Annotated in this window: 20 protein-coding genes; 14 read left to right on the top strand and 6 right to left on the bottom strand. The window is 58.6% G+C overall.

Going from position 1 to position 20,022, the window contains the following annotated elements; translation table 11 throughout:
• Positions 1-2 precede the first annotated feature (2 nt).
• On the bottom strand, positions 3-632 hold the full coding sequence (locus GOW93_RS13260; protein WP_170384934.1) for a LysE family translocator: 630 nt from the start codon (positions 630-632) through the stop codon (positions 3-5).
• 216 nt (positions 633-848) lie between these two features.
• Here GOW93_RS13260 and GOW93_RS13255 point away from each other — a divergent pair, with 216 nt between their 5' ends.
• Entirely contained in the window at positions 849-1,715 is an 867-nt protein-coding gene (locus GOW93_RS13255) for an alpha/beta hydrolase (protein WP_170384931.1), read from the top strand.
• 6 nt (positions 1,716-1,721) lie between these two features.
• Here GOW93_RS13255 and GOW93_RS13250 read toward each other — a convergent pair whose 3' ends face one another.
• Entirely contained in the window at positions 1,722-2,594 is an 873-nt protein-coding gene (locus tag GOW93_RS13250) for an S-methyl-5'-thioadenosine phosphorylase (RefSeq protein WP_170384928.1), read from the bottom strand.
• Between the two features lie 204 nt (positions 2,595-2,798).
• Here GOW93_RS13250 and GOW93_RS13245 point away from each other — a divergent pair, with 204 nt between their 5' ends.
• Entirely contained in the window at positions 2,799-4,433 is a 1,635-nt protein-coding gene (locus tag GOW93_RS13245; RefSeq protein WP_170384925.1) for a SulP family inorganic anion transporter, read from the top strand.
• Between the two features lie 136 nt (positions 4,434-4,569).
• Here GOW93_RS13245 and GOW93_RS13240 read toward each other — a convergent pair whose 3' ends face one another.
• Positions 4,570-5,175, bottom strand: coding sequence for a flavin reductase family protein (locus GOW93_RS13240; protein ID WP_170384922.1), 606 nt, complete (start codon positions 5,173-5,175; stop codon positions 4,570-4,572).
• 73 nt (positions 5,176-5,248) lie between these two features.
• Between GOW93_RS13240 and GOW93_RS13235 the strand changes: the two genes are divergently transcribed.
• The 5 genes from GOW93_RS13235 to GOW93_RS13215 all read left to right on the top strand — a co-directional run bounded on the left by GOW93_RS13235 (position 5,249) and on the right by GOW93_RS13215 (position 8,311).
• Positions 5,249-5,743: a GNAT family N-acetyltransferase gene (locus tag GOW93_RS13235; protein WP_368039674.1), complete on the top strand. Its 495-nt coding sequence runs from the start codon at positions 5,249-5,251 to the stop codon at positions 5,741-5,743.
• A gap of 53 nt (positions 5,744-5,796) precedes the next feature.
• Positions 5,797-6,540 (top strand): EcsC family protein, encoded by a 744-nt coding sequence (locus GOW93_RS13230; protein ID WP_170384917.1) that lies wholly within the window; start codon positions 5,797-5,799, stop codon positions 6,538-6,540.
• Between the two features lie 120 nt (positions 6,541-6,660).
• The gene (locus GOW93_RS13225; protein ID WP_170384914.1) at positions 6,661-7,146 is read left to right on the top strand and encodes an NUDIX hydrolase; all 486 of its coding nucleotides are present in this window, start codon (positions 6,661-6,663) and stop codon (positions 7,144-7,146) included.
• Positions 7,147-7,196: 50 nt separating this feature from the next.
• Positions 7,197-7,652: a DUF1178 family protein gene (locus GOW93_RS13220; protein ID WP_170384912.1), complete on the top strand. Its 456-nt coding sequence runs from the start codon at positions 7,197-7,199 to the stop codon at positions 7,650-7,652.
• 20 nt (positions 7,653-7,672) lie between these two features.
• The gene (locus GOW93_RS13215) at positions 7,673-8,311 is read left to right on the top strand and encodes an SDR family NAD(P)-dependent oxidoreductase (protein WP_170384909.1); all 639 of its coding nucleotides are present in this window, start codon (positions 7,673-7,675) and stop codon (positions 8,309-8,311) included.
• Here the strand turns inward: GOW93_RS13215 and GOW93_RS13210 are convergent.
• A complete protein-coding gene (locus GOW93_RS13210; protein ID WP_170384907.1) occupies positions 8,305-8,658 on the bottom strand; it encodes a hypothetical protein in 354 nt (117 codons plus the stop codon). The genes GOW93_RS13215 and GOW93_RS13210 overlap by 7 nt on opposite strands.
• Before the next feature lie 163 nt (positions 8,659-8,821).
• On the opposite strand from GOW93_RS13210, the gene GOW93_RS13205 reads away from it, so the two are divergent.
• The 6 genes from GOW93_RS13205 to GOW93_RS13180 all read left to right on the top strand — a co-directional run bounded on the left by GOW93_RS13205 (position 8,822) and on the right by GOW93_RS13180 (position 17,619).
• Positions 8,822-10,060 carry an aspartate kinase gene (locus GOW93_RS13205; protein WP_170384904.1) on the top strand — a complete coding sequence of 413 codons (1,239 nt, stop codon included), beginning with the start codon at positions 8,822-8,824 and terminating at the stop codon, positions 10,058-10,060.
• Between the two features lie 46 nt (positions 10,061-10,106).
• Positions 10,107-12,350 carry a phosphoenolpyruvate--protein phosphotransferase gene (ptsP, locus tag GOW93_RS13200; protein ID WP_170384902.1) on the top strand — a complete coding sequence of 748 codons (2,244 nt, stop codon included), beginning with the start codon at positions 10,107-10,109 and terminating at the stop codon, positions 12,348-12,350.
• 138 nt (positions 12,351-12,488) lie between these two features.
• A complete protein-coding gene (gene zwf, locus GOW93_RS13195) occupies positions 12,489-13,934 on the top strand; it encodes a glucose-6-phosphate dehydrogenase (protein WP_170384899.1) in 1,446 nt (481 codons plus the stop codon).
• A 2-nt stretch (positions 13,935-13,936) separates the two neighbouring features.
• A complete protein-coding gene (edd, locus tag GOW93_RS13190) occupies positions 13,937-15,742 on the top strand; it encodes a phosphogluconate dehydratase (protein WP_174819101.1) in 1,806 nt (601 codons plus the stop codon).
• 3 nt (positions 15,743-15,745) lie between these two features.
• On the top strand, positions 15,746-16,378 hold the full coding sequence (locus GOW93_RS13185; RefSeq protein WP_170384896.1) for a bifunctional 4-hydroxy-2-oxoglutarate aldolase/2-dehydro-3-deoxy-phosphogluconate aldolase: 633 nt from the start codon (positions 15,746-15,748) through the stop codon (positions 16,376-16,378).
• A gap of 50 nt (positions 16,379-16,428) precedes the next feature.
• Positions 16,429-17,619, top strand: a complete 1,191-nt coding sequence (locus tag GOW93_RS13180; protein ID WP_170384893.1) for a pyridoxal-phosphate-dependent aminotransferase family protein — start codon at positions 16,429-16,431, stop codon at positions 17,617-17,619.
• Between the two features lie 35 nt (positions 17,620-17,654).
• Here the strand turns inward: GOW93_RS13180 and GOW93_RS13175 are convergent, their stop codons facing one another.
• Positions 17,655-18,761 carry a pyridoxal phosphate-dependent aminotransferase gene (locus GOW93_RS13175; RefSeq protein ID WP_170384890.1) on the bottom strand — a complete coding sequence of 369 codons (1,107 nt, stop codon included), beginning with the start codon at positions 18,759-18,761 and terminating at the stop codon, positions 17,655-17,657.
• Positions 18,762-18,894: 133 nt separating this feature from the next.
• On the opposite strand from GOW93_RS13175, the gene GOW93_RS13170 reads away from it, so the two are divergent.
• Positions 18,895-19,677 carry a crotonase/enoyl-CoA hydratase family protein gene (locus GOW93_RS13170; protein WP_170384887.1) on the top strand — a complete coding sequence of 261 codons (783 nt, stop codon included), beginning with the start codon at positions 18,895-18,897 and terminating at the stop codon, positions 19,675-19,677.
• Here the strand turns inward: GOW93_RS13170 and GOW93_RS13165 are convergent, their stop codons facing one another.
• Positions 19,678-20,010, bottom strand: a complete 333-nt coding sequence (locus GOW93_RS13165; protein ID WP_170384884.1) for a DUF1992 domain-containing protein — start codon at positions 20,008-20,010, stop codon at positions 19,678-19,680.
• Between the last annotated feature and the right edge of the window lie 12 nt (positions 20,011-20,022).

Raw genomic sequence — 20,022 nt, 5'->3', positions numbered from 1 at the left:
CCTCAGGCCGGGCGGCGCAGCGCGGCGGTCGCAACCCCCATTCCGATCAGGGTCAGCCCTCCGAACCGGGTCATTGCGGTAACAACGCCGGACCGTCCGATCATTTGGCGCAGGCGGTCCGCGAGCAGTGCATAGGCCAATGCGTTCAGCCAGGCGAGGCCGACGAATGTTGCGATCAGGATGGAAAATTGTGGACCCAGAGCGCCATCGGGGCGCAGGAATTGCGGCACGAATGCAATGAAGAATGCGATGGATTTAGGGTTCAGTGCAGTGACGGCTGCAGCGTGACCAAAAACGCTGTGCGTGGTAACTTCCCGTAAAGTGTCCGGTGTTTCCAGCCCGCCCGAAGGCGCACTGCGCAACAATTTGATGCCCAGCCATACCAAATAGGCCGCGCCAATCCATTTCAGAATCGAAAACAGCGTGGCCGAGGCCAGAACCAGCGCACCCAGTCCCAACAGAGACGCCGTCATGGCCAACAGATCCCCCACCGCAACCCCAGTGGCCGACGCGACGGCCACGCTGCGCCCTTTCGACAGGGCATAGCTAAGCACCAGCAGTACGGTCGGTCCGGGGATCAGCAGCAAGGCGGTTGAAGCGGCCACGAAGGCCAGCCAAAGGTCTATGGGCATGGGGGTTCCTGTTAGTGTATTTCCCCTACCAAGCCCCGGCCCTGCATCGAGGTCAAGACTTTTACGTCCCTCGAGAAAGAACGGGAGGCGGGCCAGATTCAATGACATTGCCATGCCTGTAGAAATTTAAGTTTGCATTAAAGCGTGTGTTTCAGCCTTGAAAGTACGCGCGACTTCCCCGACTTCGGTGTGAAGCCCGCAGGACCGGAGGGGATAATGACGCGCGCGCATTCGTTGGAACACAAGGTGTCATCAGGCCGGCACCAACGGTCGAAACTCGAACGGCTAAACAGGGCGCTGGTCCTTTTGGTTCTTGTTGCTGTCGTGCTTTATGCAGCAATCGTTGGGTATATGTACGCAAAGCAGGATACGCTGCTTTACAAGCCTTCCGGCGCGCTGCCTGATCCGAAAACGATCGGACTGGCCGATGTCGATGTCATCTCGTTGCCGATGGCCGACGGGGTTATGTTGACCGCATGGTCCGCATCTTCGGCCATTGAAGGCGCTCCGACGGTCCTGTTCTTTCACGGTCAAAGCGGCAATCTGGGCGACCGGGCTGACCGGTTGCGAGAAATCCTTAACAGTGGTTTCGGCTTGCTTGCTCCCAGTTATCGGGGATTTCCCGGAAGCGGGGGTGAACCCTCAGAAATCGCGCTGATTTCGGATGGGCTTGAGATCTTCGATGGGCTGGATGTCGAAGGCGCGGATATTGTCCTGCACGGGCAGAGCCTAGGCACGGGTGTTGCTGCGGCCGTGGCCGAGCAACGACCGGATGCGCAGCTGCTGGTTCTTGAGGCTCCGTTCACGGCAACCGTTGATGTTGCGGCCGAACGATATCCGTTGCTGCCAGTTTCGGCGCTTATGAAAGACCAGTTCGCCACCCGCGAACTGATCAACCAGATCACGGTGCCGATCCTGATCTTTCACGGTGCCGAAGATGAAACGGTTCCGCTGCATCATGGTCAGGCACTGGCCGCACTGGCAGGAGACAATGCCCAGCTTCACGTTATCCCAAATGGGGGCCATAACGACCTGTGGTCGCATGGATTGTGGGGCGAAGTTCAGAACACCCTTGCGCAATAGCGCGGATTAAAGAACCCGACCAGCGACTGCATCCAGCTTGGCCAACAGGGCCGGGTCGCGTTTTTCGGGCGCAGTGAGGATGGCGTATTCAAGCGCCCGGTCACAGCCATGAGGACAAGGAGCACGCTCGGCCCCCAACAGGTCGGGCAGGCCTTTGACAAGCGCGCGGCCTTTTTCTGCGTTGCCGGTCAGGGTGGCGATGATGGCGGTCACGTCGACCTCTCCGTGGTCCGGATGCCAGCTGTCGTAATCGGTGACCATGGCGATCGAGGCATAACAAAGCTCGGCCTCGCGGGCGAGTTTCGCCTCGGGCATGTTGGTCATCCCAATCACGTCACAGCCCCATTGTTCGCGGTACATCTTGGATTCAGCCAGGGAAGAGAACTGAGGCCCCTCCATCGCCAGATAGGTGCCGCCGCGGTGCATGGTTATGCCTGCGGCCTTGCCTGCGGTCTCACAGGCATCCGACAAGCGGGGGCATGTGGGATGGGCAACGCTAACATGGGCAACACAACCGGTGCCGAAAAAGCTTTTCTCGCGTGCGAAAGTCCGGTCGATGAACTGATCGACAATAACAAAATCTCCCGGTGCCATATGTTCACGGAATGACCCGCAGGCAGAGACCGAGATCACATCCGTTACCCCCAGCCGTTTCAATGCGTCGATATTGGCACGATAGGGCACCTCGGTCGGCGAATGTACATGGCCGCGTCCGTGGCGTGGCAGGAACGCCATGCCCACGCCGCCCAGAGATCCAGTCAAAATTTGGTCCGACGGCTCGCCCCAAGGGGTTTCTACGCTGACCCATTCCGCATTCTGCAGGCCGTCAATGTCATAAATGCCTGATCCGCCGATGATGGCAATCTTGGTTTGGGTCATGGCTGCGCTCCGTTAGAAAATCCGTTGCGCAATGTCTGCGGGGCGGCAGAGGATTTGGCAAGTGGGTTCAACGGTTTGTGTTGGCTCTCAGGCAGGTATGCACTTGGTGCATGGCAGGGTCCCACCTGACGCGGTATCTTAGACGGTCTATGATCGCTAAAAGGCCCCTTTCGCGCGAACAAAAAAAACCAACAGGACCGTCCCATGCCCCGAGCCATGCTGGCAAGCTTTGCCAATCGTATCGTCAAACCCGATCTGCGTTGGGTTCCTGATGAGGGGCTGACCGTCTCTCGCCTGCGGATCGAACTGCTGTCCGGTCTGACCGTGGCGCTGGCGTTGGTGCCCGAAGCTGTGGCCTTTGCCTTCGTGGCTGGTGTGCATCCGCTGGTCGGTCTCTATGCTGCCTTCATGGTCGGCTTGATCACCGCGCTGATCGGTGGCCGTCCGGGCATGATTTCGGGCGCAACCGGGGCGCTGGCTGTGGTGATGGTGGCACTGGTGGCTGAGCACGGGGTTGAATACCTGTTCGCGACAGTTGTTCTGATGGGAATATTGCAGGTGATTGCTGGCGCTATGCATTGGGGGCGGTTCATCCGTCTGGTGCCGCATCCGGTAATGTTGGGTTTTGTGAATGGCTTGGCTATCGTGATTTTCCTTGCGCAACTGGGCCAGTTCAAGGTTCCGGGCACCATGGAAAACACTGGCCACGGCGTTGGTGGTGGTGAGTGGCTTTCGGGATTGCAGCTCTACACCATGCTGGGTCTGGTTGCGCTGACGATGGCGGTTATCTGGGTCATGCCGCGCATCACGCGCATCATTCCTGCGCCGCTAGCCGGTATTCTGGTCGTAGCAGCATTGGTGATTGGATTTGGGTTGGATGTGCCACGCGTCGGCGATCTGGCCTCCATCCAGGGTGGCCTGCCACCGTTCCACATCCCGATGGTGCCACTGAACTGGGAAACCTTCGAAATCATCCTGCCTTACGCAGTCATTCTGGCTGCAATTGGCCTGATAGAATCCCTGCTCACGCTGAACCTTGTCGGCGAAATCACCGGCAAACGTGGCGGGGCCTCGCAAGAATGTATCGCGCAGGGCGTTGCCAATGTGGCCACCGGTTTCTTCGGTGGTATGGGCGGCTGTGCCATGATCGGTCAGTCGATGATCAATGTGAAATCCGGGGGGCGCACGCGGATTGCAGGCATCGCGGCGGCGCTGTTTCTGCTGGCCTTTATCCTGTTCGCGTCACCGCTGATCGAGCAAATCCCGCTGGCCGCTCTGGTTGGCGTGATGTTCATGGTGGTGATCGGCACCTTCGCCTGGAATTCGTTCAGGATCATGCGGAAAGTGCCGCTGATGGACGCTTTCGTCATCGTGTTGGTGACGGTTGTAACGGTGATGGAGGACCTTGCGGTCGCTGTTGTGGTCGGCGTCATCGTCTCGGCCCTGGCGTATGCCTGGAACAACGCTAAGCGCATCCATGCGGTTACACGCGAGTCAGAGACCGAAAAAGGCGCCAAAGTTTATGAGATCCAGGGCCCGCTGTTCTTTGGATCTTCTGAAGGATTTGTTGAACTGTTCGATGTGCCGAACGACCCTGAAACAGTGATTGTGGACTTTGCCGAAAGCCGTGTTGTAGACCAATCCGCGCTTCAGGCCATCGAGAACATAGCGGCGAAATATGAGGCTGCGGGCAAGCGTGTCATGCTGCGCCACCTCAGCCGAGATTGCCACACCTTGTTGAACAAGGCCGGGCATCTGATGGTCGACAGCGACGATGACCCGGATTACGAATTGGCCGTGGATTATTCGGTCCGCACCGGTATTCTGGGCGGCCACTAAGCAGTTTGCGAGGCTCTGCCTCGCGCTCCGAGATATTTTGGGCCAGATGAATTTAGGATCCCTTGCTTCATCTGGCTGAAAATATCCCGGGGGAGGCGCCCAAAGGGCGACGGGGGCAGCGCCTCCTGACCCGTCACTAATCGTCCGGACGGCTGAGTGAAAACAAATCGGTCACAGTCAGGTAATCTCTGTACCCAAGACGCGCGAGCGGTTGGAATGTCGTCACATCAAAAATGCCATCGCGGAGGCAATTGTCGCGCAAGTGAATGCCTGTTACCTCGCCAAAGACGACACGGTTCGCCTCTCCCGGTAAAGTGACAATTTTGGTCAGTTTGCATTCCAGCGCGGCAGGTGCACCGTCGATCCGCGCACAGGGGATGGTTTCACATTCGACCGGTGTCAGCCCCGCATGGGCAAATTCGTCCGTGCCACTTTCCAGCCCCTGAGAACTTGCATTCATAGCGTGGCGGCTGGCGTATTCCACAACGTTAACGCAAAACACTCCGGTTGCTTCAACATTGGCAGCGCTGTCCTTTGTGCCACTTTGGTCCGGTTTGGCACCGGTTGATGCAAACATTACCTGTGGGGGTGAATAAGACACGCCGTTGAAGAACGAATAAGGGGCCAGGTTATTGATGCCGTCTGCACTACGGGTCGAAATCCAACCGATTGGACGCGGGGTGATGATGGCATTGAACGGGTTATGCGGCAGGCCGTGGCCGTCTTCGGGGCGATAGAACATTCACATCTCCAAGCGTTTGCCCAAGGCGTATCGAAGTGCTAGGGCGAATGCCAGTAAGGAAATGAGGGACGGAGTGCAGCAGTTCGGGATCAGGCCGGAAGAGCCGGATGATTGGTGGGAGGTCGAAGCCCTCTATGATCTGTGCTTTGCGCCCGGGCGCGAAGCGCTGTCCTCTTATCGTTTGCGTGATGATGTGCCGCCTGTTGATGGGCTTTCTCTGGTCGCGCGCGACGGGCAGGGCATTCTGGCCGGTGCGATCCGGTTTTGGCCAGTGCATGTGGGAAACCACGATGCGCTGCTGCTGGGCCCTGTGGCCGTGCACCCCACCCATCAGGGTGAAGGCTTGGGTGGATTTCTGATACACGAAGGGCTGGAGGCCGGGCGCGCGCGTGGCTGGGAACGGGTCATGTTGGTGGGCGATTCCCCTTACTATGAGAGGTATGGATTTTCCCGTCTGAGTGGGGTCGAAATGCCGCCTCCGACAAACCCGGACCGGGTTCTGGGGCTGGAGTTGTCCCCCGGCGTCTGGAACGGAGTGAGTGGGCTTGTCACCCGCTGGACCTGCTGACCTATTGAAAGACTGGCCAAAAGTTCCGATGTCTTATGGGCAGGAGGGTATTTATGCAGGACGTGGTTCTTGTTGAAAAACTGGATTCCGAGGCCGAATTGGACCGATTGGCCGCGTATTATCGGTCTGCCGGAGGGCCGGGTGTTAAATTGCTCAATAGCTTGGGTGGTTCCGCGGAATCCTTACTGGACCAATTGCCCGAGCCGATCAGGCAGGGCCTGACAGGCGCGACGGAGCATGCCCTATGGTTTGCAATGCACGCAGCGGAAGGATCACGCCGAGCGGTTCCGGATCAGCATCCTTGGGTGAACACAGCCGTTGCTACGGCTATGGGCGCGGCCGGGGGGCTGGGCGGTATGTCGACAGCCTTGATGGAGTTGCCAGCGACCACCGCGATGCTTTTGCGCGCAATACAGGGTGCCGCAGCGCGCGAAGGGTTCGATCCGTCCGAAGAGGGGGTGAAATTCGATTGCGTGCGGGTTCTGTCCGCTGCCGGTCCTTTGGCCAACGATGACGGCGCCGATCTGGGTTTCTTTTCAGTGCGCCTGACGTTGACAGGCCCGGCCATGCAGCGGCTGATTGCTGCAGTTGCGCCGCGTTTGTCCGTCGTGCTGGGGCAGAAGCTGGCGGCCCAGTCCGTGCCCGTATTGGGTGCGATCGCCGGGGGCGGTACGAACTACGTCTACACTCGGTATTATCAACAAATCGCTCGCGTACATTTTGGCCTGCGGCGTCTGGCGGTTGATGCCGATATTCCCCACGATGAGCTGGTGCGTAAATTGATTGCCCGCATGTGATATCTCTGCTCAGGCTTGGAGATGGACGCTTTATATGGTATCCATGATCTGAAGTTCCGCAAAATAAACGAAAATAATGCGGAACAACAGGCGCGGTTTCCATTTGAAAGGCGGCTCTGCATGATCGATGCACGGCTATCGCCCCATGTTTCGAAAAAAGCCCGGCAGCTGCCAGTGCGGCAGCAAGCAGCTGCGTTGTGCTATCGCTTCGACCACGGGCGATCCGAGGTATTGTTGGTCACCACACGCAAATCGGGACGTTGGATTTTCCCGAAAGGATGGCTGATCGAAGGTTTGACACCCTCTGAGACCGCGCAGCAGGAAGCATGGGAAGAGGCGGGTATTCGCGGTAAATGCGACGCACGGCCCATGGGGCGTTTTCAATACCAAAAGCGGCATCGGAAAGATGGCTCGGTGCTATGCGTCGTGGACGTGTTCCCACTTTTGGCAACCTCGTTTTTGTCGCGCTTTCCCGAATGCGGGCAACGGAAGAGAAAGTGGGTAACGCCGAAAAAAGCAACGCAGTTGGTCAATTCTCCGGAATTGGCGCTATTGTTACGAAAGCTCGAGCCTGCTAGGCACTGGGACGCCTTTCAAGGGGCTTGATCTTGCCATGCCCCTTAGGAACTAATCGGCAACCGACATCTGGACGGACCATGATTCAATACTCATTGAAATGCAGCAACGGCCATACATTTGACAGCTGGTTTCAGTCGGCCGCGGCTTACGACAAACTGGCATCTTCGGGCATGGTGACATGCGCGGTATGTGGGGGTGTGGATGTTGAAAAGGCAATCATGGCACCGCGTATACGCCCCGACCGCAAAGACGATCCACACGTAGAGCCGAAGTTGCAGGAAGCCGAAACAATTGATGTAGCCACGCCGACTCCAGACTTTGAAAAGGCCCTTGCGGAATTGCGCCGTAATGTTGAAGAGAATTCGGACTATGTCGGTAAGGATTTCGCTCGTGAGGCCCGCAAGATTCACCTAGGCGATGCGCCTGAGCGTGCGATCTATGGCGAGGCAAAGCCGGAAGAGGCAAAAGCCCTGATTGATGATGGGGTGCCAGTTGCGCCTTTGCCTTTTGTTCCACGCAAAAAGACAAATTAAGCAGAAAGACAAACTAAATCGTGCATATTGTGATTACGGGGGTCAATCGTGGGATTGGCCGGACATTGGCGGACGCCTATCGCGCCCGCGGAGATTCTCTGACTGGTACAGCGCGGGACGGCACCGCGGAGCTGGTTCTGGACGTCACCGATCCAGCCCAACATGCGGATATGGCAGTGCAGCTAGGCGACCAGCCGGTCGATCTGCTGATCTGTAACGCCGGAGTTTATCTGGACAAAGAGCAGGACATCGATGGGTATCCCGCTGACATGTGGGCGCAAAGTTTTGCCGTGAACGTGACTGGTGTGTTCCTGTCTATTCAGGCCTTGTTGCCCAATCTGCGCGCTGCGCAAGGCAAGATCGCGATCCTTTCTTCGCAAATGGCGTCGCATACGCGCGCGCCAGGGGGGAGCTATATCTATCGTGCCTCAAAGGCTGCGGCTTTGAATCTGGGGCGCAATTTGGCCACCGATCTGCGCGATGAAGGTATTGCGGTGGGAATCTATCACCCCGGCTGGGTGTTGACGGAGATGGGCGGACCCACGGCCGAAATCACCACGGATCAGGCCGTCGAGGGCCTGATAGAACGGTTTGATGCGTTGTCACTTGAAACGACAGGTTGTTTCGAAACCTGGGATGGTCTTCCCCACGCCTACTGACGCTTCAGTGCCGCTGTGGGGATTTCGTAAACTTCATCAGGGTCTATGAAAATCACCGTCAGATCACCGCGCGTTTCGTGGCTGATCTTGGCGGGCGAGCTGCTGGATGTGGGGACTCCGTCGGCAAAGTAGATGCTGCGCACCTCACCGCCGCCCAAACCCACGGCCAGAGTGGTGGTACCATCGTCGTGGTGACGCAGTTCAGCGTGACAGCTGGACAGAGGCGCACCACCCGTGGCGCAAGGGACAGTGCCCAGAGCGTTTTTGCCATCGGTCGCGGCCAGAGTGGAGACCTGCGCGACGGCAGGGGTGGATAGCAGGATAGCTGCGATTGCAAGGCGGAGCATGGAATACCTCTTGGAAAATGCGTCACCTAAGGCTGACACTCTGACCTACGGAAGTAAAGCGGCCCCATAACGCAATTGGGAGGGTTTTGAACACTTGCCCTTACGGCCCCCCTCGCATAAGACGCACGAGATCTGAATTCCAAGGCGCGGAGAGACCACCCCCATGCCCGTACTCGTAATGAAATTCGGTGGCACATCGGTTGCCAACCTTGACCGCATCCGCCGCGCGGCCAAACGTATCGGCGTTGAAGTGGCCAAGGGTTACGACGTAATTGTCATCGTTTCGGCCATGTCCGGAAAGACAAATGAATTGGTGGGTTGGGTCGACGAGACATCTCCGCTGTATGATGCGCGTGAGTATGACGCAGTGGTATCCTCGGGTGAGAATGTGACCGCTGGTCTGATGGCGCTGACCTTGCAGGAAATGGATATTCCGGCCCGCAGTTGGCAAGGTTGGCAGGTGCCGCTGATGACTACCAGCGCACACAGCCAGGCCCGGATCGAGGAGATTCCGACCGAGAACATCGGTCAGAAATTCGACGAGGGCATGAAGGTGGCTGTTGTCGCAGGCTTCCAGGGCATCAGCCCTGAAGGCCGCATCACCACGTTGGGCCGGGGTGGTTCGGACACCACTGCCGTGGCCTTTGCGGCCGCGTTCGATGCAGAACGTTGCGACATCTATACTGATGTTGATGGCGTCTATACCACTGACCCGCGCATCTGCGAAAAAGCCCGCAAGCTGGACCGCATTTCGTTCGAAGAAATGCTTGAACTGGCCTCGCTTGGGGCCAAGGTGCTGCAAACCCGTTCGGTCGAGCTGGCGATGCGGTATAAGGTAAAGCTGCGCGTGCTCTCAAGTTTCGAAGAACAATCCGACGAGGCCGGTACGCTGGTCTGCGATGAGGAGGATATCATGGAATCCAATGTTGTGGCCGGTGTGGCCTATTCCCGCGACGAGGCCAAGATGACCGTCGTTTCCGTGGCCGACCGCCCGGGCATCGCGTCGATCATCTTTACCGCGCTCAGCGATGAGGGCGTGAATGTGGACATGATCGTCCAGAACATCTCGGACGAGGGGCGCACTGACATGACCTTCTCGTGCCCGACCGATCAGGTGACCCGCGCGGAAAAAGCGCTGCTTGCGATCAAGGACGCGGGTGAGCTGAATTACGCCGAACTGGTTGCGGATAACGATGTCTGCAAGGTCTCGGTCGTGGGGATCGGCATGCGCTCGCAGTCGGGTGTTGCGGCCAAAATGTTTAAGGTGCTCTCGGATGAGGGGATCAACATCAAGGTCATTACAACCTCTGAGATTAAAATTTCCGTCCTTGTTGATAGGAAATACATGGAACTTGCTGTTCAGGCGCTGCATGATGCGTTTGAATTGGACAAGGCGGCCTGAGCATTTCAGCCAAGGATTTCGCCTGACACACTAATTTGGTTGGGCCATGGTGGACGGCACCGAAACAGAATCCCGCAAGCTGCTGGGGCGGCTGCGCGAAGAGATGGCGAGCGAGGCCGCCGGTCAGGAACGTCTTGACCGGATCACGCATCTGATTGCGGACAGCATCAGGGCCGAGGTCTGCTCGATCTATCTGTTCCGCGACGAAGATACTCTGGAGCTTTGCGCCACCGAAGGATTGGCACCAGAAGCGGTGCACAAGACCCGAATGCGGATGGGCGAGGGGCTGGTGGGCCGGGTAGCTCAATCCGGCAAGGTTGTGAACACGGCGAATGCCCCGTCGGCCAAGGGTTTCCGATATATGCCGGAAACCGGGGAGGAGCGGTTCTCGTCCTTCTTGGGTGTTCCCATCCAGCGCCTCGGTGAAAAGCTGGGCGTATTGGTCGTACAGTCCCGTGAGGCGCGGGAGTTTTCTGCAGACGAGGTGTATGCGCTGGAAGTGGTAGCCATGGTTTTGGCCGAAATGGCTGAGCTGGGCGCTTTTGTGGGCGAGGGCGCGGCCCTTTCGCCGCTGCACCAGCAATCGGTCCTGATGCGGGGCGGTCCGGCGCAGGAAGGCGCGGCTGAGGGCCATGTCTGGCTCCATGAACCGCGTGTTGTCGTGACCAACCCCATCGCCGAAGACCCGCATCGAGAACTGGAACGGCTGACCGAAGCTGTCGACGAATTGCGTGTCGGCGTCGATAAGATGCTGGAAATCTCGCAGGGCGGCGACAAAGAACAACTACAGGTTCTAGAGGCCTACCGTATGTTCGCCAACTCCAAAGGATGGATGCGGCGGATGGAGGAAGATATTGGTCTGGGCCTCAGTGCCGAGGCGGCAGTCGAGAAAGAGCAATCTCAGGCCCGCGCCCGAATGGGGCAGGTAACAGACCCCTATCTGCGTGAACGGCTGGCCGATCTGGACGATCTCTCGAACCGGCTGCTGCGTATTCTAACAGGGCAGGGCAACGCCAATGGCACTGACTTGCCACCCGATCCGATCCTGATCGCCCGAAACATCGGCCCCGGAGATCTGTTGGAATATGGCCGGTCGCTGAAAGGCATTGTGCTCGAGGAAGGCTCGGTCGGTAGCCATGCCACTATCGTTGCGCGTGCACTGGCCATTCCGCTGATCGTGCATGTGGGCCGCATTACAACCGAGGCGCTGAACGGAGACCATATTCTGCTTGATGGCGATCAGGGTGTGGTGCATCTGCGCCCCGAAGACACTGTGGTCAACGCCTTCCGAGATAAGATCGCGATGCAGGCCAAGGCGCAAGAGCGCTATGCCTCGATCCGTGAAACCCCAACGGTCACGCGGGATGGCGAGCGGATCAATTTGGTGATGAACGCAGGTCTGATGGCCGATCTTCCCTCGCTGGAGAATTCAGGCGCTGAGGGCGTTGGCCTGTTTCGGACTGAGCTGCAGTTCCTGGTGCGAAACCAGATGCCAAAACGATCGGAACTGGTAACTCAGTATCAGCGCGTTCTGGATGCGGCTGGAGACAAGCGTGTGGTGTTCCGTACGCTGGATATCGGTTCAGACAAGGTTCTGCCCTACATGAAGCACGTGGCCGAGCCGAACCCGGCATTGGGCTGGCGCGCGATTCGCGTGGGATTGGACAAACGCGGTGTAATGCGGATGCAATTGCAGGCTTTGTTGCGCGCTGCCGATGGCCGCCCATTGACCATCATGTTCCCCTTCGTGGCTCAGGCAGATGAATTCCGCGAGGCCCGGTGGGAGGTCAACAAGACCATCGAACGTGAAAAACGTCTGGGACACATCCTGCCCGAAACCCTTGAGGTCGGTGCGATGTTGGAAACCCCGTCGCTGGCCTTTGCGCCGCAGAAATTCTTTGACGAGGTCGATTTCGTCTCGATTGGTGGAAACGACCTGAAACAGTTCTTCTTTGCCGCCGACCGCGAGAATGAACTGGTCCGACGCCGCTATGACACGCTGAATGTCAGCTTCCTGAGCTTCATCGAACGGATCGTCGAACGCTGCAACATATCGAATACGCCGCTTTCCTTCTGCGGTGAGGATGCGGGTCGCCCGGTCGAGGCGCTATGCCTGGCTGCGATGGGTATTCGAACCCTATCGATGCGCCCTGCGTCGATCGGGCCAGTTAAAAGTGTTCTGTTGCGGGCTGATCTGAAATCATTGCGCAAGATTATCGCCGACGCGCGGCACCGCGGAGAGCAGTCTGTGCGACCCGCCGTTATGGAATGGCTGCGCAATCAAGGGTGATATCCCAAATCCGGGCTTGCTTTCTGCATCTGCATTGCCTATTCAATCGGCAAATGTTAGCGATAACATGGCCTGTACCACAGGCACTGCGGAATTGTGGTGCTATGTTGGCTCAGGTGAGAACTGGAGGAGCCACGAATGGTTTCACGCGTAATACCGGTTAACCCGTTTGACTTGGTGCTGTTCGGTGCGACTGGCGACCTGGCGCAGCGTAAGATTCTGCCGGGGCTCTATCACCGGTTCGAAGTGGGGCAGATGCCCGAAGGCGCCCGGATCATCGGGTCGGCCCGCTCGGACATGGATAGCGACGCGTTTCGTAATCAGATCCGTGCTTCGATGAAGGAATTTGCACCGAAATTCAAAAAGGACGTGCTGGATAAGTTCTTAAGCCAAGTTGAATATGTCTCTGTTGACGCGTTGGGCGAGGCGGGTTGGACTGATTTGGCCAAATCCCTGCGCCCGGATGTGGTGCGCGCCTTCTACCTATCGGTTGGCCCCAGCCTGTTTTCTGGTATCGCACAACGGTTGCATGACTATGGTATCGCCACACCAGACAGCCGTATCGTTGTGGAAAAGCCCTTTGGTCACGATCTGGCGTCGGCCAAAGCGCTGAACGAAGGACTGCGCGCGTGTTTCGAAGAACATCAGATTTACCGGATCGACCACTACCTTGGCAAAGAGACGGTGCAAAACCTGATGGCCCTGCGTTTTGCCAATTCTCTGTTCGAACCGCTGTGGAATTCCACGCATGTCGACCACGTGCAGATTACAGTTGCCGAAACTGTTGGGGTTGAGGGGCGGGGCGCGTATTACGACCAGTCCGGTGCGATGCGGGACATGGTGCAGAACCATCTTGTGCAGCTGTTGTGCTTGACGGCGATGGAGCCGCCCTCAAAATTCTCTCCGAACGCGGTCCGCGACGAAAAGGTCAAGGTTATAGAAGCATTGGAGTCGGTGGACCCGAAAGACATCGCGCGGGGACAATATCGCGCCGTAGATGGCGCGGGCGGTTACGTTGATCATGTCGGTAACCCGGCCAGCCGAACCGAGAGCTTCATTGCCCTCAAGGTCCATTTGGGCAACTGGCGCTGGGCTGGGGTGCCGTTCTATCTGCGTACCGGCAAACGCCTGCGGGCACGGGAATCTGAGATCGCCGTCTATTTCCGAGATCCTCCGCATACGATTTTCCCTAACGTTGGACCGCTGCATGGCAACGTGCTGGTGATCCGTCTGCAACCCGATGAAGGCATTACATTGCGTACCACCATCAAGGACCCCGGTCCGGGCGGGTTCCGCTTGTCCGATGTGGCGCTGGACATGAGCTTTGCTGATGCGCTGGGCGCTGAAGCCAGCGCGCCGGACGCCTATGAACGATTGGTGATGGACGTCATTCGCGGTGACCAGACCCTGTTCATGCGCGGGGACGAAGCCGAGGCCGCATGGGCCTGGGTCGATCCCATTATTCAGGGCTGGGAAGATCGCGGCGACCGCCCTGCACGCTATGATCAGGGCAGTTCAGGCCCAGAAGAAGCATTGATGCTGATGCATCGCGACGGCCGTCGTTGGCGTCAGATCGGAGGTTAATCATGGTTCACTCTGTCATCACCGACGTCACAAAGCGGATCATTGATCGCAGCGCCGACCTGCGCGGCCCGCATCTGGAGCGGATGGAATATGCACGTTCCAAGGGACCAGCCCGTGCGCATTTGTCCTGCAGTGGTCAGGCTCATGCCTATGCCGGTGCGGGCACGGATCAGCAAGCGATGGTTACTGGTACCGCTGGGAACCTCGGTATCGTAACGGCCTATAACGATATGCTCTCGGCTCATCAGCCGTTCGAACGCTATCCGGAACTGATCCGTCAAGCGATCCGCGCCGCTGGCGGCACTGCGCAGGTTGCGGGCGGCGTGCCAGCCATGTGTGATGGCGTCACGCAGGGTGAGGCCGGAATGGAGCTTTCCCTGTTCTCGCGCGATGTAATCGCTCTGGCGACTGGCGTGGCGCTGAGCCACAACACCTATGATGCAGCTGTTTTTCTGGGCGTCTGTGACAAGATCGTACCGGGCCTTGTGATCGGTGCGCAGGCCTTCGGGCATTTGCCTGCGGTGTTTCTGCCCGCCGGACCAATGACCAGCGGTTTACCTAACGACGAAAAGGCCAAGGTCCGTCAAAGATTTGCCGCTGGCGAGGTTGGCCGGGAAGAACTCATGGCGGCTGAGATGGCCGCGTATCACGGCCCCGGAACCTGTACATTCTATGGCACGGCAAATACCAACCAGATGCTGATGGAGTTCATGGGCTTGCATCTGCCGGGCTCCAGTTTTGTAAACCCGAACACCCCGTTGCGGGATGCCCTAACCGAAGAAGGCGCGCGGCGTGCTCTGTCGCTCAGTGCGCTGGGCAACAGCTACACGCCGGTTTATCAGGTGCTGGACGAGCGTGCCTTTGTGAACGGAATTGTTGGCCTGATGGCCACGGGTGGCTCGACCAACCTGCTGATCCACCTGATTGCCATGGCGCGGGCGGGTGGTATCGTGTTGGATTGGCAGGATTTCTCCGACATCTCTTCCGTTGTTCCCTTGGTCGCGCGGGTTTACCCCAACGGTCTGGCCGATGTAAACCATTTCCACGCTGCAGGTGGTCTTGGCTACTGCATCAGCACCCTGCTCGAGGACGGTCTTTTGCACCCCGATACACTGACCGTCGCGGGGCAGGGCCTGCACAACTACACCAAAGAACCCAAGCTGAAAAATGGCGAGTTGGTCTGGGAAGAAGGTGCAGGCCACAGCCTGAACGAAAAGATCGTGCGCCCGGCCAAAGACCCGTTCCAACCCACTGGCGGCTTGTCGCGCCTGACAGGCAATTTGGGTACTGCCGTCATGAAGGTGTCAGCCGTGGCTCCCGAGCATCAGGTGGTTGAGGCGCCCGTTCGCGTGTTCCACGATCAGGACGAGGTTAAAGCCGCCTTCAAGGCTGGCGAGTTCACCGATGATGTTATCGTCGTTGTTCGTTTCCAAGGACCCAAAGCCAATGGCATGCCCGAGCTTCACTCGTTAACCCCGATCCTGTCGATCTTGCAGGGACGTGGCCAAAAGGTGGCACTGGTTACCGATGGTCGTATGTCCGGTGCCTCGGGCAAGGTTCCTGCTGCGATCCATGTCTGCCCCGAGGCGCTGGATGGCGGGGCCATTGCGTATCTGCAGGACGGAGACCTGCTGCGCGTGGATGCGGTGAAAGGTGAGCTGGAAATTCTCACTGAAGGCGTCTTGGATCGGGCGCCTATCACTGCCGACCTCTCGGCCAACCAACACGGGGTCGGGCGGGATCTGTTCGGCGCCTTCCGCGCCAATGTCGGATCCGCTGACGCTGGCGCCAGCATTTTCGGAGCGTAATTCATGCCCAAAACTCAACGTACCCGTGAAATCTGCGGCCTGGCTCCTATTGTCCCGGTTTTGGTTGTCGACGACGCAGCGCACGCCCGACCTTTGGCCGAAGCGCTGGTGGCCGGTGGCCTGCCCGCACTAGAGGTCACCCTGCGCACCCCGGCAGCGCTGGACGTGATCCGCGCCATGGCTGAAATACCCGGAGGTGTGGTCGGGGCGGGTACGCTGGTTACACCGGATGATGTCCGCGCGGCTAAAGACGCGGGTGCGCAGTTTGGTGTATCGCCCGGTGCGACAGACGCATTGATCGCTGCCTGCGAAGCCGAGGGGCTGCCTCTGCTGCCCGGTGCCGCAACGGCCAGCGAGGCAATGACTTTGCTGGAGAAGGGCTATGACATGCTGAAATTCTTCCCGGCTGAAGCTTCTGGCGGCGCTCCTGCGCTCAAGGCGATTGGTGCGCCTTTGCCACAAATTACCTTTTGCCCGACTGGCGGTGTGTCACCTTCAAATGCGCGCGATTACCTCAGCCTTTCGAACGTGGTCTGTGCCGGTGGCAGCTGGGTTGCGCCCAAGCAGATGGTTGTTGATGGTGATTGGGCAGGGGTCGAGGCGCTGGCGCGCGATGCTGCAAAGCTGAAGGATTGACGCCTATTCGCGTGGCGCTAGGGTAGGTTCGATTCTTACAGGTTGATCCCATGACAAAGCCAATCTCTCTCGTGCATGGGCGCGAGTATCTGGCCATTCCCGGCCCTTCAGTTATGCCCGACGCGGTGTTGCAGGCCATGCACCGCCCGTCGCCCAATATTTATGACGGCGAGCTGATCGAGATGATGCCCGCCCTAACGAGCGACCTGAAACGCGTGGCGCGCACGGACCACAATGTGGCCATCTACATCTCCAATGGCCACGGCGCGTGGGAGGCGGCTCTGTCCAATGTGATCGCACCGGGGGAAAGGGTGTTAGCTCCGGCCTCGGGCATGTTTACTCACGGGTGGGCCGAAATGGCTGAGGGGATTGGGGCCAAGGTCGATCTGATTGATTTCGGTATGTCTGCGCCCTGGGACATGGATCGCATTGCCGAAGCCCTACGTGCTGACAAGGACCATGAAATAAGGGCCGTTCTGGCGGTTCATGTGGATACCTCAACCTCGATCCGTAACGATATCCCAGCCTTGCGGGCTCTGCTGGACGACCTAAACCACCCGGCGCTACTGATGGCCGACTGTATAGCCTCGTTGGGGTGCGATCAGTTCGAAATGGATAACTGGGGCGTGGACGTTATGGTCACTGCCTGTCAGAAGGGGCTGATGACCCCGGCGGGCGTGGGTTTCGTGTTCTTCAACGATAAAGCGCAGGCTAAACGCGCCGAGATGCCCCGAGTCTCGCAATACTGGGACTGGCAACCGCGTACCAACCCTGATCTGTTCTACCAGTATTTCAACGGTACCGCGCCGACACATCACCTTTATGGTCTGCGCGCCGCGCTCGATTTGATCCACGCTGAGGGGATCGAGCAGGTTTGGTCCCGTCATGAACGCCTCGCCAGTGCGATCTGGGCCGCCTGCGAAACTTGGGCTGAGGGTGGTTCACTGCATCTGAACGTTGCTGAGCGGATCCATCGTAGCAATGCGGTGACTGCCTTGCGGTTGAAGGACGGGCAGGGAACACGACTCCGTCAGTTCACCGAATCTCGTTTGGGTCTCACCCTTGGAATCGGGTTGGGGATGGAGGACTGGGATGCTTGCTTTCGCCTCGGTCATATGGGCCACGTGAACGGCCACATGATAATGGCGATGTTAGGAGGCGTGGAAACCGCTATGGCCGCTTTGAACATCCCGCGCGGTAGCGGTGCACTCGAGGCAGCAGCGGCTGCTTTGGCCGGCTAACTGACGCCACGCCACCAGCAGCCTTTGCTCCTGGATCAGGCTGAACCCTCGGCTGCCGCCAGCGCTTTCGGCAGCGCGGTAGCAAAGGCATCCAGATCAGCCGCCGTGCCACAACTAACACGGATGCATCGGTTCTGAGGCGCGGCAAACGGCATACGGACAAAGATGCCCTGCGCCACCAGTGCATCCAGAACCGCCTTGGCAAAGGTGCCATCCCGCCCGCAATCAATCGCCACGAAATTGGCTGCCGAGGGCAACGGCTCAAGCCCATTTTCCTGCGCGATCTGACCGATCCGCTCACGGGCCGCACCAATCTTGGCCTGAACTTGCGAAAGCCATTCGCCATCTTGCAACGCTGCCAACGCGCCTGCCTGTGCCGCCCGGTTCATGCCGAAATGGTTGCGTACTTTGTTGAAGGCAGCGATCAGCCCCGGCGCTCCAATCGCATAGCCTACGCGGGCTCCGGCCATTCCGTACACTTTCGAGAACGTGCGCATCCGGATCACGCGTGGGTCATCTGCTGCGATTGGAGCCGCCGTTTCTTTGGGGGCGCATTCCACATAAGCTTCATCCAGCACCAGTAAACATCCTGCGGGCAAAGCCTCCAGTGCCGCCACGATGTCTGCACCTCTGTGCCAACTGCCCATCGGGTTGTCAGGGTTGGCAAGATAGACAAGCTTGGCATCAACCTCGGCGGCCTTTGCAAATAATGCATCCGGGTCCTCACGGTCCTCTCGGTAGGGCACCTTGTGTAACGCACCACCGAACCCAGCCACGTGGTAGTTGAACGTCGGATAGGCCCCGTCCGAGGTCACGACTGCATCGCCAGACCCAACCAAAAGTCGGACGAGATACCCCAGCAGGCCGTCAATGCCTTCGCCGACCACGATGTTTTCCGGCCTCACCCCGTGATGCTCAGCCAGCGCATGTCGCAGGTCGTGGTTCTCGGGGTCGCCATACATCCAGATATCCGTTGCGGCCATGGCCTGAATGGCACGGGGAGAAGGGCCAAAGATGCTCTCATTTGCACCCAATCGGGCGACAAATGGCGCGCCGCGCTGACGTTCCTGTGTTTCCGGACCAACAAAGGGGACGGTTGCGGGGAGCGACAGCGCAAGCGGAGTATAACGTGGGTCAGTCATGCAGCGAGATAAACCCATGAATGCGCATCAGGCAACCATGTGGTGCAGGATCGGCCACGCCTGCCCCGACGTTGAGGTGGAACTTGATGGCCCTTCCGGGCATGGTTGGACCAACCGAAACCGGGAGGCCCGCATGACACGCGTATCCGTCGAATACAAAGATCACATCGCCCATGTTACGCTGACGCGCGGTGACAAGATGAACGCGCTGGATGACGCGATGATCAACGCGCTGCTCTCCGCTGGGCAAGAGGTGGCCGCCTCGGATGTACGCGCCGTAGTCCTATCGGGTGAAGGCAAAAGCTTTTGCGCCGGGCTTGATATGGCGAGCTTTGCCAAGATGGCCCATATTGACCCGACCGAATGGCTTATGACGCGCAGCAATGAAGACGCCAACGAAATGCAGGAACTCGCGCTGATCTGGCGGCGCGTGCCTGTTCCGGTGATCTGTGCCATTCAAGGCGTGGCCTATGGCGGCGGGCTGCAGATCGCGCTGGGCGCGGATATTCGCATCGCCCATCCCGAGGCAAAGCTTGCCGTGATGGAGATGAAATGGGGCATCGTTCCCGACATGGGCGGTATGGTGCTATTGCCGCAATTGGTGCGTTCGGACGTTCTGCGCCTGTTGACTTACACGGCCCGTCCCATTGGTGCCCAACAAGCCGCCGAATGGGGGCTGGTCACGAAAATCTCGGATGATCCACTGACCGAGGCATTGGCGCTGGCCGAAGATATCGCGGGCAAAAGCCCCTCGGCCATCCGCGCGGCAAAACGCCTGATCGAAGTGGCCGAGACCAAAACCCGCGCCGAGGTTTTGCTTGCTGAATCTGCCGAACAGGTCGATCTGATCGGCAAGCCGGATCAGATGGAGGTTGTCATGGCGCAGATGCAGGGCCGCAAACCAGAGTTCAAATAATCATCGCATGAAGGCCCGGCGTGCATCACGTGCCATGTTATACCGCATCTCAAGATCGGCGATTTTGGCCATGACGGCCTTGCGTTCATCAGGATCGGTTAATCCTGCGTAGGTACTTCGGGCTGCATCAAGTGCTTTTTTGATTTCGAACTCTTCAGGAAGTACGCCTGCCTGCGCCATGATCCGATGGCCGGCTGTGATGGCGGGATCGCACTGTGCTTCGCCGGAACGGTCGGATAGGGGGCGGCCTTCGCCCTCCAAACCCTGCAATTGGCCCTCGGCCTGAGCCTTTTTGATCTGACGTTCAATCAGTTTTCCAAGCGATCCAAACATGGTTGATATGAT

Source organism: Ruegeria atlantica (assembly GCF_013032455.1).
GTDB classification, from domain to species: Bacteria; Pseudomonadota; Alphaproteobacteria; order Rhodobacterales; family Rhodobacteraceae; genus Ruegeria; species Ruegeria atlantica_B.
The sequence above is the reverse complement of the archived record's forward strand: the minus strand, read 5'-3'. Positions and strand labels throughout refer to the sequence as shown.

Coding starts and splice junctions, on each gene's coding strand:
- ptsP (WP_170384902.1), top strand. CDS start 10,107: ATGGTGGACGGCACCGAAACAGAATCCCGCAAGCTGCTGGGGCGGCTG.
- GOW93_RS13175 (WP_170384890.1), bottom strand. CDS start 18,761: ATGACTGACCCACGTTATACTCCGCTTGCGCTGTCGCTCCCCGCAACC.
- GOW93_RS13225 (WP_170384914.1), top strand. CDS start 6,661: ATGATCGATGCACGGCTATCGCCCCATGTTTCGAAAAAAGCCCGGCAG.
- GOW93_RS13165 (WP_170384884.1), bottom strand. CDS start 20,010: ATGTTTGGATCGCTTGGAAAACTGATTGAACGTCAGATCAAAAAGGCT.
- GOW93_RS13250 (WP_170384928.1), bottom strand. CDS start 2,594: ATGACCCAAACCAAGATTGCCATCATCGGCGGATCAGGCATTTATGAC.
- GOW93_RS13255 (WP_170384931.1), top strand. CDS start 849: ATGACGCGCGCGCATTCGTTGGAACACAAGGTGTCATCAGGCCGGCAC.
- GOW93_RS13220 (WP_170384912.1), top strand. CDS start 7,197: ATGATTCAATACTCATTGAAATGCAGCAACGGCCATACATTTGACAGC.
- GOW93_RS13180 (WP_170384893.1), top strand. CDS start 16,429: ATGACAAAGCCAATCTCTCTCGTGCATGGGCGCGAGTATCTGGCCATT.
- GOW93_RS13185 (WP_170384896.1), top strand. CDS start 15,746: ATGCCCAAAACTCAACGTACCCGTGAAATCTGCGGCCTGGCTCCTATT.
- edd (WP_174819101.1), top strand. CDS start 13,937: ATGGTTCACTCTGTCATCACCGACGTCACAAAGCGGATCATTGATCGC.
- zwf (WP_170384899.1), top strand. CDS start 12,489: ATGGTTTCACGCGTAATACCGGTTAACCCGTTTGACTTGGTGCTGTTC.
- GOW93_RS13260 (WP_170384934.1), bottom strand. CDS start 632: ATGCCCATAGACCTTTGGCTGGCCTTCGTGGCCGCTTCAACCGCCTTG.
- GOW93_RS13230 (WP_170384917.1), top strand. CDS start 5,797: ATGCAGGACGTGGTTCTTGTTGAAAAACTGGATTCCGAGGCCGAATTG.
- GOW93_RS13245 (WP_170384925.1), top strand. CDS start 2,799: ATGCCCCGAGCCATGCTGGCAAGCTTTGCCAATCGTATCGTCAAACCC.
- GOW93_RS13240 (WP_170384922.1), bottom strand. CDS start 5,175: ATGTTCTATCGCCCCGAAGACGGCCACGGCCTGCCGCATAACCCGTTC.
- GOW93_RS13210 (WP_170384907.1), bottom strand. CDS start 8,658: ATGCTCCGCCTTGCAATCGCAGCTATCCTGCTATCCACCCCTGCCGTC.
- GOW93_RS13170 (WP_170384887.1), top strand. CDS start 18,895: ATGACACGCGTATCCGTCGAATACAAAGATCACATCGCCCATGTTACG.
- GOW93_RS13205 (WP_170384904.1), top strand. CDS start 8,822: ATGCCCGTACTCGTAATGAAATTCGGTGGCACATCGGTTGCCAACCTT.